We start from the raw sequence: 12,882 nt of genomic DNA on the forward strand, positions 1-12,882 counted from the left end.
AATAGTGATAGTTGTAAGGCTATCATCAGATACACAAACTAAGTTCGTTCGTAACGAACACCAGATAAGTATGATAAGCAAAACCTACAATCCGAAAGAAATCGAAGACAAGTGGTATCAGTATTGGACTGATAACAAGTACTTTAAGTCGACACCGAATCCTGACAAAGAACCTTATTGCATCGTGATTCCACCGCCTAACGTCACAGGCGTCTTACACATGGGACATATGCTCAACAATACCATTCAGGACGTATTGACACGTAAGGCTAGAATGGAGGGGAAAGAGGCTTTGTGGGTGCCGGGTACAGACCATGCTTCAATCGCTACGGAGGCCAAGGTAGTTGCTATGCTAAAAGAACAAGGCATTAATAAAAGTGATTTAAGCCGCGAAGAATTCCTCAAGTATTGTTGGGAATGGACTGAGAAATATGGCGGAATCATCTTGCAACAATTACGTAAATTAGGTGCATCCTGCGATTGGGACCGTACACGTTTTACGATGGAACCTAATCTATACGATGCCGTAATTGAGGTTTTTGTTGATTTATACAATAAAGGCGAGATTTACCGTGGATACAGAATGGTAAACTGGGACCCTCAAGCCAAAACTACGGTTTCGGATGAAGAGGTTATCATGAAAGATATTCAGCAAAAACTGGTATATATCCGTTATGATGGTGATGAAGGAAGCGTAACGATTGCAACTGTTCGCCCTGAAACCATTATGGCCGATTCAGCTATTTGCGTAAACCCTACCGATGAGCGCTATCAGGATTTAATTGGGAAAACTGTAAGAATCCCACTCATTAACCGTGAGGTAAAAATCATTGCTGACGAATACGTAACAGTAGATTTTGGTACAGGTGCCTTAAAAGTAACCCCTGCTCACGACCAGAACGACTACGCTTTAGGGCAAAAACATGGCTTAGCTGTGATTGATATTCTGACAGATGATGGTAAACTGAATGAAAAAGCTCAGATTCTGGTAGGAGAAGACCGTTTTGTGGCTCGTAAGAAAATCATCAAAATGCTTGAAGAGTCTGGCAATCTGGTAAAGGTTGAAGATTATAAATCGACTGTTGGTACTTCAGAGCGCACAGGTTCAGTAATTGAGCCAAAAGTTTCTTTGCAGTGGTTTATGAAAATGAAAGATTTATCAGAACCTGCATTGAAAAACGTAATGGACGATACCATCCAGTTTATTCCGCCGAAATTCAAGAATACCTACAAGTATTGGATGGAAAACGTGAGAGATTGGTGTATCAGCCGCCAACTTTGGTGGGGGCACCGTATTCCGGCTTTTTATATGCCAGATGGTACGTGTATCGTAGCGCCTAATAAGAAAGAAGCGTTGAAAATAGCCCGCAATAAATACCAACTCTTTGCCCTAAGCGAACATGATTTGACGCAAGACGAAGACGTATTAGATACCTGGTTTAGCTCATGGCTATGGCCAATGTCGGTTTTTGATGCCTTCAAAAACCCGGATAATGAAGATATTAAGTATTATTATCCGACAAATGACTTGGTAACTGCACCAGAAATCTTATTCTTCTGGGTAGCGCGTATGATTATTGCCGGTTACGAATACCAAGGTACTTATCCATTCAAAAACGTTTATCTGACTGGTATCGTAAGAGATAAACAAGGCCGCAAGATGTCAAAGTCTTTGGGTAATTCACCAGACCCACTGGATTTGATTGCACAATATGGTGCTGATAGTGTACGTACCGGTATGTTATTCAGTTCACCTGCCGGAAACGATTTATTGTATGATGAAAAGCTAATCGAGCAGGGCAGAAACTTTAATAATAAAATCTGGAATGCATTCAGACTCGTAGAAGGTTGGGAGGTTTCAGAAACTGCAACCCAGAATCCGGCTTCTGCTAAGGCTGTTCAATGGTTTCAATCGAAATTCAATAAAGTATTAGCCGAAACGTTTGACCATTACAGCAAATTCAGAATGTCAGATGCCCTGATGAGTACTTATAACCTTATCTGGGACGATTTCTGTTCGCAATACCTCGAAATGATTAAGCCTGCTTATGTAGATGGTAAAAGCTTGCCGATAGATAAGCAAACCTATGATGCTACACTTGAAATATTTGATGCGTTAATGAGATTGGCTCATCCTTGGATGCCATTTATTACTGAAGAAATCTGGCAGAATATTAAAACAAGAGAAGCTAACGATTCTATCTGTATCGCACCATTCCCAACGGTAGGAGCGATTGATGAAGAGATTTTAGCTGATTTTGAGATTCTATCTGAAATCATATCAAATGTTCGCAATACCCGTAATGCTAAACAGATTTCACCGAAAGAAGCTTTGCCATTAGCCATTAAAACTGCTAATAAGGCGCGTTATGAAGCATTGGCAGGTTTAATTCAGAAACTGGCTAATATTTCAGACATACAATACGTAGACGACAAAGCCGAAGGGATCAGTTTTGTGATTAAAGGTGATGAATTTACCATTGATTTAGGCTCTAATATTGATATAGAAACCGAAAAAGCCAATCTTACCAAAGATTTGGAATATGCGTTAGGTTTCAAAAAATCAACGGAAGCAAAATTGAGCAATGAGCGTTTTGTTCAAAACGCCAAGCCTGAAATTGTACAGACAGAGCGTCAGAAATTAGCTGATGCTGAAGCCAAAATTAAAGCTTTGGAAGAAGCCTTGGCTAAGTTGGGGTAATGTATAAGAAAATAGGTAATAAAAAATAGGCTCATGGAAATGAGCCTATTTTTTATAGATTAAAATCTCTTGAAATCATCTTCATCCTCATCATCAAATTTCATTTTATTCGGATCAAACATACTATCAAGCAAGTCTTTGAATTGTAAACCTGTATCGAGTGATTGTTTGCTGATTAAAGAATATTCGGCTAGTCCGTGTAAAGCGAACTCCATCATGAATAACTTATCGTTTTCATTTAATCTCGGATGGAAGTTTTCTACTAAGTCGTCTAAGCCATCAATGGTTTTTAATCTGGCTTTGTATTCACGGTCATTAAGGTCGTTTAAGAAATCAATTACATTCCCCTCACCAAACCAGGTCGATACCTGTTGAAATGGATTTTTGCCTGATTTCTTCTTCTTCAACGTTTCCGGATTAGGGAAATATTTCAGGAATTCAGTACGCATTGCTTTTCCAATAAGGCTTTGTGCTACATAAACCGGGCCTTCTACCTCACCTTCATATACCAATTCAATCTTGCCATTGATAGCTGCGATAGCCCCATAAATATCTGAAACACGTGCATTTACATTCTTCTCGCCATTAATTAATGAGCGTCTTTCTGCTGAACTTAAAAGGTTTTCATAGGCTGAAATCGTCATACGAGCCGAAACTCCACTTTTGGCATCTACGTATTCACTTTGACGGGCTTCTACGGCAATCTGCTCAATCAAATCCTTTAATATATCGTTAACGGCAATTTTCTTTTGCTCAGGTTTGATAATCGCTTCCTGTTGGGTAATTCTGCGACCTGTCTCAATAGATTTCGGATAGTGAGTCACAATCTGGCTATCAATACGGTCTTTAAGCGGCGTAACAATACTACCACGATTGGTATAATCTTCAGGGTTGGCCGTAAATACAAACTGAATATCCAATGGGATTCTCAATTTAAATCCACGAATCTGAATATCGCCTTCTTGCAGAATATTGAATAAAGAAACCTGAATACGTGCCTGTAAATCGGGCAACTCGTTAATTACAAAAATACAACGGTGTGAGCGTGGAATCATCCCGAAGTGAATTACACGTTCGTCAGAATACGGAAGCTTAAGTGTAGCAGCTTTAATAGGGTCAACATCACCAATTAAATCAGCGATAGATACATCAGGTGTGGCCAGTTTTTCATTATACCGTTCAGCACGGGATAACCAACTCACAGGCGTGTCGTCACCTTTTTCTGCAATCAAATCTTTGGCATAACGAGAAAGGGGTTCCAATGGATCGTCGTTCAATTCTGAGCCATCTACTACAGCTACGTATTCATCCAGTAAATTCACCATCAGGCGCGCAATACGTGTTTTGGCCTGCCCACGAAGCCCTAACAGATTGATGTGGTGCATAGATAAAATGGCTTTCTCTACATCAGGAATAACGGTATCTTCATAACCCCAGATACCCGGGAAAACCACTTCTTTATTTTTGAGCTTTTCGATGAGATTATCCCGAAGTTCTTGTTTAATGGATTTCGGGCGATAGCTACTGGCTTTCAGTTCGCCCAGAGTCTTAATTTTTAATAAGTTTTTGTCGAATCCCATAATGTGTATGCTCCTAATTTTCTTTAGTTTAAGCGTATGTTTAAAATCTGTCCTGATGATATAACCTCAATAGACAGAAATTTGTCGTTCAAAGGATAAAACGATAGGTACCTAAATAGAATAACGGATTTAACGAAGAAATGGTTTGTATACAGATTGCATTTAGTACTTTTTTAATAAACATCCAGCAACAGTAAGTAGAACAATTGACTTTTATTAATAAATGACTGTGTACTCAAGAAGATAATTGAGAGAATTGAGCAGCAGAAAACAAAATTACTGACAACTATTATCGCAATAGTTGTCAGTAATTTTATGATATATCAATCTTTTTTTGCAGGCATAAAGCGTGATACCAGAATCGGAATAAAGAAAATAGAAATGGTTAAGACTGAAGTGATAATGTCTCCCCAAACCATTGTATGTCCTTCTGGAATTGGAAGCCCTTGATGCTCAAGACAACCAGTTTCTCCTTCCATAAATGTAGAGAATGCACTACATGGATCAAAATGCGTATAGATTGAAAGAATAAGTTTTAAACCAAGAATAGCAATCACAATAAAGGCACAGGTTTCCAGAAAAGGATATTTTTCCATCAATCTGACAAAACCCTGTGCTACAAAACGCATAGCCAGAATACCAATAAAAACACCAAACCAGATGATAAGAATATTTTTCGAGAAGGCAACTGCTGCAAATACGTTATCTATCGAGAAAGCCATATCCATCAACTCTACTAGGGCTACTGTAGCCCAGAAATTTCCGAAAGTGCCAACTGTAATTTTATAAAGCCAGTTCTCATTTTTGTCAACAAAATCATCTCCTTCTGACTCCGTTTGTTTGCCTTTCCACCATGAATAAACCAGATATAGTAAGTATAGACCGCCTAGTGGTTTTAAGAACCAGAATTTTATTAAGAACGAAGCGAACAATAGCGCAAGACCTCTGAAAACATAGGCACCGATAATACCATATTTAAGTGCTTTATCTCGTTGTTTTTCGGGTAAATCCATCACCATGGTTGCTAATACCGCAGCATTGTCAACCGATAATAAGCTTTCTATAATAATTAAGTTTCCGATTATAGCCAGGGAGGGTACAGGGTTGTCAATAATTTGTTGCCATAATTGACCTATGGTCTGTAAAAAATCAGTCATTTTTTTATTTTATTGTTATTAGTTTATTTTGATAATCATTACTTTTTTTAAGATAAAACATGAGCAATAATACCGAAAATAGCGTACTGCTTAAACCTAATATACCCCAGCCAAGAGTATCATAAACTCCGTGAAGGATAGCAGGAACCGAAATCGCAAATAGATAGAGCGCCTTTCTGAATTTTGGGAATAAATTGGCAAATGCAATAAAATAGCCAGCTATACCTGCCCAGATGGCATGTAAAAAAGGCAAAGAAGTAAGCCTGGCAATATTCATAAAAAAAGCATGGTTATATTCAAGTTCGGTATTAGAAGTGGTCTGATAAATAACGCCTTCTAATACGCCAAATCCGATACCGGAAATTAAACCATAGTAAACTAAGGTCTGCGGAATCAGGGGCTGCCTGGCGGTTCTGACAAAATAGAATAAAGGCAGCGCTTTAATGGCCTCCTCAGTAAATCCAACGCCAAAGATAAAACCTATTAGTTGTGAAAAAAAACTATCCGACTTTGTTAAATCATAAAGATAACTCATAGGAGGAAAAGACTGCACATTTGTCAGAACAAACGCCGCAACCTGAGTAGCAAAGAATAGGATTACAGTCTTTTTGCCGTCTACCTGTTTTGTCTTGAACATGAAAAAGAAAAACACGCCCCATATAATGGAAAAATATAACGCAATGGCATAGAAGGTAATATAGGAAGCTAAGGTAAATCTGATTAAAAAAGCCGGAGCTAAACCAATAAAAGCCAGATAAAGAACCTTCTGGTCTTTTAATAAATCTTTTTTAATAAAATCTAAACCGGGCGCAAGCAAATCTTTACCGATTTGTTTCACCTGTTCCGAAATACTCCCTGCATTGCTGATATTAACCGTTACTTTATTCTGATTAAAAATATCTCTGACTGTAGCTTTTGCAGTTGCATTGGATAAGAGTACTTCGTCGGCCAGTAAAATCTTTCCGTCTTCAACGTAGGTCTTTAAGGCATCTACCGAGTAAGGCCCAAACTGCTGACTATTTCTTACTATATAATACATTGAAAACCATTTTTTATTTTTCTGATGCAATTATTGATTAGCCATCGTAATCACTACTACTCTACCGCCTTCTTCGTTCGATAGGAGAAGTTTTTTACCATCGGTCAATTCAACCATACTATTAATAGGTACTTCTTTATTCTCAGTTAGGTCCTTCAAAGAGTCCAGTTTCTGATTCACCAATACCCATTTACCATTATGGAAAGTAAAGTAACCCACAGGTATTTTTTGTCTATCAGTTATTTTTTCATTCCGGATAATATTCCGGTTGACGTGCCATTGAAATAAGTATTGATTATGGTAGACCATCAAACGATGATTTTCAGGTTTCCAGACCGTTGGTTTAAACTGATAATATAAGTCTAAAACTGGTAAAGTACCTTGATGAGGCGTTCCACAGAAAGGACATTTGGGCTTATTGGTATTATCAAAAACATACCATTTTTGTTCGCAGCTGTTATTACTACATGGCTGCATCAGGTCAACAGTTTTCAATAGCGCTTGTTCCCACTCGTCAGCCGTAGGTCTGTGCATAGGAGAGTGAAGCCCATCAATAAATGCCTTTTCAAAAAGTGTTTTCAGGTATGGCCCGGTAATCGTATAAGGCAATTTATTAATATCTGCCCAATACTGATCCCATTTGGATATCTGGTCTAATTTAGGTCTGTTAGATTTATCTGTCGGGTGCTCAATAAACAAAGCTTTTTCTCCCATTGATAATAAATCATCCTTCTCAGTATCTAAATCATGTACTTTGCCGCCTTTTAATGGATGCCTGTGAAGCAGATACATATAAATAAGACAAGCAAGCGCATGTAAATCTGTTTCTCTTCTAGGGAGTTTTCTATTCGGGTCGTTTTTATCCAGATGCTTTGTGGCCAGAACTTCTGGTGCAATAAAATCAGCTGTCCCGATTACTTCTGCCGGAAAAAGACCAGGTACCACTAAGCCGTCAAGGTCAATCATACAAGCTGATTTTGAAATCGGATCTACCAGCACGTTATTGTACGAGAGGTCAGAATGAGATAATCCCATGGAGTGCATTTTTTTTACTCCGCGCGAAAGATTCACTCCCACCTGAAAATAGCTCATCCAGTTACCCAACTCGGAAGAATCAAGACTTAAAGGGAATTTGGTGTTTCTGAACTTGGCACCGGCAAACCACTTTCCGTTTTTCTCTTCTCCTTTTATTAATTCACTGGTCGAATATCCTTTTTTAAAGAAGAATTTTGAATTATAAATAGGTACAATCAAACCAAGCTTCCCATTGATTTCAATAACATCGGTAGGCCAACGGTATATTTCTTCCAGATAATAATCGCCAGCATCTTTTTCTTTAATCTGCTTATAATACTTATCTGTAATCTTAATGAGTCTTTCTCGTTGGTTAAAGTCTTGCTTATCTCTAAAAATAGCAACAACATATTTCCGGTCAGGGCTGAAATACACATCTTTTACGCCACCTCTTTTAGGCTCGCCATCAATATATTGGTAAGAATTCCCATTTATAATTGACTTTACTGTAATAATGTTGCTCATATTTTTCCTTTAAAATATTATAGCTAAAGTTCTGTCATCATGATTACCCGCGCTCCAGAAATCTAACCATTTAGATAACTGCTCAGCGATTTCCGGGTTATCAGCCTTGAGTTCTACTTTTATATTTTCTTCGTTATTCCCGTCTAAATCTGCTAAAAACTCTTTCCATTTCTCAATTTTTTCAAGATTGGCTTCAACCACAAATTTAGGGTCATAAATGCCATCAGTCATTAAAAAGAGATAAGAAAAATCCGGAACGATTTTAGCGTTAAATCTTGTGCTTATTTTATCTGACGAAAAAATTTCGGGCATAGTTACAAACCTTGTGCCGCCACCATATTCGCCAACATCGAGCCAATTTAGCATCGTAATGCCAGAAATTTCTTTATCAATCAATACAATCGGGCAATCACCAACGCCAAAGCTTAAAATCAGGTAGCCGGATGGTATTTTTTTAAATAAACAAAAGATAAGCGTTGAATGAAATTCTTTTAGCGGATTTTCTGATTTATTAGCAAAATCAGTAATCCCTTCATGTACAAAACGCGCTATCTGATAAAGCTCTTTGATGATTTTTACTCTTAATTCAGAAGGTAGTTCTATAGACTCTTTAGTTGCTTCTGAACTAAAAAACTGGTCTATTTCTTCGATAAGACTTTTTGAGAAATGAGACTCAAAAAACTCGGCTGTTTTCTGACAAGCTAATTTTGAGCCCTGTCTTGAGAGTTTAGAAGAACCCGCACCGTCAGCTACTGCTACAATACTCCAACCGTTTTCAGGGAAATATTTATACGTAAAATCATCGTCTCTGAATGAACCAACATTGGCGTGTGAACGCCCTCTTTTTGAAGCCACTACAATATGTCTATCGCCTAAGGCACTTGTTTCTGCCACATCATCCTGTTTCCAATAAGCTAGTTCCTTATCACTTGCAATATTTTTCCATAATGATTTCGGGTCAGGATTAATAACCAAAGCAATACTCCTTTCATGAAGAACAGAATCGTCGGGTTCGCCTTTTATTCTGAATTTCATTTTTATCTTTAAATCACCACTTTGCACAGGTGTACCAGTGATGTACTCGTTTTGTGCGTTATATGATAAGCCAATGTCTTCAAGCCCCTCAAATTCCAGATGAGCAATATCTTTCCAATTCCACTTTTCTAGCTCAATCTTTGCCGTATAGTCTTTCCCAACGGTTCCGTTTGGAATGTTAATTGACTGATTGGTGATATCGTCAATCTTATTTTTTAATTCCCATCTGTCGAATATCATATCTTGTATTCCTTTTATTTGGTTAAAAAGAGAAATATTTCCCTCTTCTTCTATAAAATTCTGCAAAAAAGCAGATTTATTAGAAGGAATAGAAATGCCTTTTTTCGTCAACAGCGCTTGTATAAATCCTTTTAGTTCTGACATGGTAGTGATTATCCTTGAGCCCGGTTAATGTCCATACCTCCTGAACCATATCCATAAGTACCTTGTGTTCCACACCAAGGACAAGTGCTCACTTGTTCATCGCCAACACAATGAATTTTTCCACAAACACATACAGCAAAAGCGTGCTGATTGCCACAGCAAGGGCAGGTAGGCGCACCCACCAACTCACTTGTATTTATTTTGAAGGTATTCTCGTTTCCGTCCGATAATTCATAATAAGTATTATCTACCTGAAACCCACCCACCAGACGGTAAGCCATGGTCTGATAATTGAGCCCGCCGTATCCGGAATTACTGATAAATTTCTTGTATTTTATCAGGTAAGGGCGTTTGGTATTCTGACACTTAGCCGAAAGTACAACAAAGTTATTATCTACATATCGTTGCGGTGGCGGAGATTTCTTCAAGTCTATTTTCGAAATGACATCCTCATCGAATTTGGCTAATTCGAATCCGGTTGTATTTTTTTCAACACTCTCACTACTTGTTTTAATAGAATCTGATATCCATTTGAAAAACTGCTTATACGATTGTTCGTTGGCATTATTAAATAGAAGAACATTTTCTGTAAGCTCACCTAATGTGCTTGTATTTTCTTCGTCTCCAAACGAAATCGCAATCATATTTGCTGTTTTTGCCCAGTTTTGCTTCCATTCGCTAAATGCCACCTTGGTATCATCAGTAGGGGCACCATCGGTAAACAAAAACACAATAGGTTTCCAGTCGCCTTTGCGCTCATAGGTAGTTCTTACCAGATTAGTGCGGAGCTCATACATTAAATGCCCTAAACCATTGCCAAGTGAGGTGCCACTACTGATAGGAAATTTAGGCGGATAAAAACTGACAATCTCCTGCAAGGGAACAAGCGTTTTCGCTTGTCCGGCAAAGACTATAATTGAGACCCATACTGTTTCAATCGCATAAGGGTCTGTTTTAAGGGTTTTAATTATCGTTGCTATTCCTTCTTCTACCTGCTGAATTTGCTCTCCTACCATTGACTCAGAAATATCAATCAGAAAATATATGGGTAGTCGTCTCATAGATTAATTTAATTGAGAATTGAAATAATAATTATTAGTCACTCATACGTTGGTGGATTTGCAAGGCACTAACCCATAAAAAATCTATCTGAAAGAAATTGATAAGCTTCCCTAATCTGAGATTGATTTTCTATATCTAAAATTTGATTATCAAATTTAGACTGACTTTCGGTAAAATAAACGGAATACCATTTTTTTACATATTCATTATTAAATAGTATAAGATAAGTGCCATTTACCATACTATTAATCCCTAATGGTGCCTGAAATGCTGTTTTTAGAAATTTGAGTTGCTCGTCTGACCACTTACTTTCCGGTAAGCCTCCTGTAAATAGCAAGAGACTTGAAGCATAATCACCTTTCGAACTATTATTAGGCTTTATAAAATCCTCTTCATGCTTTTTCATCAGGAAATCAATACTTTCTATAAATCGCCTTTCCTTTGAGCAAGCAAATTGAAACGAAGTACCGGGAAGGTCAACGTGCTCAGTTTTAGCTAAAACTTCTTTAATCTCAGAATTACCAAAAGTAATAATTGAATAAAGCCTTGATTCAATCGCCCAGGAATTCTGACGATCCATTTCAAGGCATATGCGTATTATCTCTTCTATCTTTCTGATGGGTTCTCCAATCATATACTTAGAAGTATCCACTAAAAAATATACATGAGACCTTCGCATAGTATTAAATAGATATTAAGTCATACATCGTGCCTATGCACGAATTTAGCACATCCCCAAAAACATTCACTTTTATCAGATAGATGAAGATTTTTTTCGTTCTTATCTGAAAATAACATTTAATACCAGAAGTATGATCAGTAAAACAAGTTGTGTCATATCAAGCGATATGCCTTGTCCTACCTGAACTGGCTTCATGAATGATCCCAAACCTTTCAGTATGGGAGAGAAAATATTCTCAAAAAAAACAAATACAGCTTTATAACTACTGTCTAACCGGTCTTTATAAGGCAATAATCTTGAGTATAGAAATAAGCTTATAATAAATATACTCAACAATACTTTTATGAACATAATCAAGCGGATTTCAGATTGATAAGAGCAAAATATTTATCTATTCCACTACGATTAAATCACTAGATTTATCTCACTAGGTGGTGGTGGTAACGAAACACTTTCGCCTGTTCCCTGTGTTCTATTTCCTTGTTCAATGGTTTCAGAAACCCACTTAAAGAATTGCTTTAAGGTGGTGCTATCGGCATTGTCAAGGTGCACTACATCAGGAGTCAGTTCTTTTAACAGGCTATCATCAGCCATTGGCCCGGCTGCACAACAAACAATGGCTCCGAAGTTTAAAGATTTTATTTTCGGAATCATCTCCTTATACAGCATAAGGTCGTTAGGTTTCCCATCTGTAAATAAAAAGAGTAGGGGCTTCCAGTCTCCTTTCTGAGAAGGCGTACTTTTGATTACATCAGTTTTCACCTTATCATACAATAATTCTAGGGCTTTTCCTGTATGGGTAGGGCCACTCTGCGGGCACACAATTTCGGGAAGTTTAAACGAAACCAGTTCTGTAAGAGGCATAATTTCTTTCACTTCCCGATCGAAAGTAATCATAGACAGCCAGAGTGAATCTAAGGCCTGTGGGTCAGACCTCAGACTATTGAGCATACCTATCAAGGCATTATTAAGTGCCTGAATAGGCTCACCATACATTGAACCAGAAGTATCTAATAAAAAATAAACAGGTAATCTTCTCATTAATTTAAAATGGGCTTTTCACTAAATAACAATGTTCAATTCTGCTGGCGGTGGTGGCAGTTCTTTCATGCCTGTAACTTCTTTGCCTGAGTCTTCGACCTTAGTAGAAGAAACACCGATTGAAGCCGTTACCCATTGGAAGAATTTACCAATGCTTTGGCCATCGGCATTATCCAGACTTACCACATTTTCAGTAATTTGTTTCAGTACAGAAGTATCTGCCCCGCTTCCGGCTGCACAAGCTACGGTAAAAGCAACCTTTTGTTTACGAAACTCATTAAGTCCGTTCTGCCAGTTATCGGTAGGAATACCGTCGGTCATAATAAAAACTAATGGTTTCCAGTCGCCTTTGGTTTCGGTGGTTGTTTTCGCTACTTCCTTTTCTATGCAAGAACTCACAAGCTTTAGTGCTTCGCCTAAAGAAGTGGTTCCGGTTGCTCTGATATCAACCATCTGAAAAGAGGCCAGATCTGTCAACGGTATAATTTGTCGAGCCGAACTATCAAAAGTGATAATACTGATAAAGGCCGTTTCAATAGCCTGCGGGTTCTGACGAAGCGTACTTATCATGATCTGTACTCCGTTTTTCACTGCCTCAATAGGTTCTCCAGTCATAGAACCAGACACATCTAATAATAAGTAAACAGGTAATCTTCTCATAT

10 protein-coding genes are annotated in these 12,882 nt (G+C 37.9%); 1 reads left to right on the forward strand and 9 read right to left on the reverse strand.

Features of this window, described 5'->3' with window-relative positions; genetic code table 11:
• Window positions 1-70 precede the first annotated feature (70 nt).
• Window positions 71-2,701 carry a valine--tRNA ligase gene (locus ACYVFA_RS09935; protein ID WP_460471673.1) on the forward strand — a complete coding sequence of 877 codons (2,631 nt, stop codon included), beginning with the start codon at window positions 71-73 and terminating at the stop codon, window positions 2,699-2,701.
• Window positions 2,702-2,760: 59 nt separating this feature from the next.
• Here the strand turns inward: ACYVFA_RS09935 and ACYVFA_RS09940 are convergent, their stop codons facing one another.
• The 9 genes from ACYVFA_RS09940 to ACYVFA_RS09980 all read right to left on the reverse strand — a co-directional run bounded on the left by ACYVFA_RS09940 (window position 2,761) and on the right by ACYVFA_RS09980 (window position 12,880).
• Entirely contained in the window at window positions 2,761-4,281 is a 1,521-nt protein-coding gene (locus ACYVFA_RS09940; protein ID WP_460471674.1) for a P-loop NTPase family protein, read from the reverse strand.
• 323 nt (window positions 4,282-4,604) lie between these two features.
• Window positions 4,605-5,438 (reverse strand): TerC family protein, encoded by an 834-nt coding sequence (locus tag ACYVFA_RS09945; protein ID WP_460471675.1) that lies wholly within the window; start codon window positions 5,436-5,438, stop codon window positions 4,605-4,607.
• 4 nt (window positions 5,439-5,442) lie between these two features.
• Window positions 5,443-6,477, reverse strand: coding sequence for a PrsW family glutamic-type intramembrane protease (locus tag ACYVFA_RS09950; RefSeq protein WP_460471676.1), 1,035 nt, complete (start codon window positions 6,475-6,477; stop codon window positions 5,443-5,445).
• Between the two features lie 30 nt (window positions 6,478-6,507).
• On the reverse strand, window positions 6,508-8,016 hold the full coding sequence (locus ACYVFA_RS09955) for a helix-hairpin-helix domain-containing protein (RefSeq protein ID WP_460471677.1): 1,509 nt from the start codon (window positions 8,014-8,016) through the stop codon (window positions 6,508-6,510).
• A gap of 9 nt (window positions 8,017-8,025) precedes the next feature.
• The gene (locus ACYVFA_RS09960) at window positions 8,026-9,435 is read right to left on the reverse strand and encodes a PP2C family serine/threonine-protein phosphatase (protein WP_460471678.1); all 1,410 of its coding nucleotides are present in this window, start codon (window positions 9,433-9,435) and stop codon (window positions 8,026-8,028) included.
• An 8-nt stretch (window positions 9,436-9,443) separates the two neighbouring features.
• Window positions 9,444-10,496 carry a TerY-C metal binding domain-containing protein gene (locus ACYVFA_RS09965; RefSeq protein WP_460471679.1) on the reverse strand — a complete coding sequence of 351 codons (1,053 nt, stop codon included), beginning with the start codon at window positions 10,494-10,496 and terminating at the stop codon, window positions 9,444-9,446.
• Between the two features lie 68 nt (window positions 10,497-10,564).
• Window positions 10,565-11,176: a vWA domain-containing protein gene (locus tag ACYVFA_RS09970; protein ID WP_460471680.1), complete on the reverse strand. Its 612-nt coding sequence runs from the start codon at window positions 11,174-11,176 to the stop codon at window positions 10,565-10,567.
• A gap of 408 nt (window positions 11,177-11,584) precedes the next feature.
• Window positions 11,585-12,220 carry a vWA domain-containing protein gene (locus ACYVFA_RS09975; RefSeq protein ID WP_460471681.1) on the reverse strand — a complete coding sequence of 212 codons (636 nt, stop codon included), beginning with the start codon at window positions 12,218-12,220 and terminating at the stop codon, window positions 11,585-11,587.
• Between the two features lie 21 nt (window positions 12,221-12,241).
• A complete protein-coding gene (locus ACYVFA_RS09980) occupies window positions 12,242-12,880 on the reverse strand; it encodes a vWA domain-containing protein (protein WP_460471682.1) in 639 nt (212 codons plus the stop codon).
• Window positions 12,881-12,882: the final 2 nt, after the last annotated feature.

This window comes from Emticicia fontis (genome assembly GCF_054779675.1).

Excerpts from the sequence above, each read along its gene's own strand:
- ACYVFA_RS09965 (WP_460471679.1), bottom strand. The coding sequence starts at position 10,496 with ATGAGACGACTACCCATATATTTTCTGATTGATATTTCTGAGTCAATG.
- ACYVFA_RS09975 (WP_460471681.1), bottom strand. The coding sequence starts at position 12,220 with ATGAGAAGATTACCTGTTTATTTTTTATTAGATACTTCTGGTTCAATG.
- ACYVFA_RS09935 (WP_460471673.1), top strand. The coding sequence starts at position 71 with ATGATAAGCAAAACCTACAATCCGAAAGAAATCGAAGACAAGTGGTAT.
- ACYVFA_RS09970 (WP_460471680.1), bottom strand. The coding sequence starts at position 11,176 with ATGCGAAGGTCTCATGTATATTTTTTAGTGGATACTTCTAAGTATATG.
- ACYVFA_RS09960 (WP_460471678.1), bottom strand. The coding sequence starts at position 9,435 with ATGTCAGAACTAAAAGGATTTATACAAGCGCTGTTGACGAAAAAAGGC.
- ACYVFA_RS09955 (WP_460471677.1), bottom strand. The coding sequence starts at position 8,016 with ATGAGCAACATTATTACAGTAAAGTCAATTATAAATGGGAATTCTTAC.
- ACYVFA_RS09945 (WP_460471675.1), bottom strand. The coding sequence starts at position 5,438 with ATGACTGATTTTTTACAGACCATAGGTCAATTATGGCAACAAATTATT.
- ACYVFA_RS09950 (WP_460471676.1), bottom strand. The coding sequence starts at position 6,477 with ATGTATTATATAGTAAGAAATAGTCAGCAGTTTGGGCCTTACTCGGTA.
- ACYVFA_RS09940 (WP_460471674.1), bottom strand. The coding sequence starts at position 4,281 with ATGGGATTCGACAAAAACTTATTAAAAATTAAGACTCTGGGCGAACTG.
- ACYVFA_RS09980 (WP_460471682.1), bottom strand. The coding sequence starts at position 12,880 with ATGAGAAGATTACCTGTTTACTTATTATTAGATGTGTCTGGTTCTATG.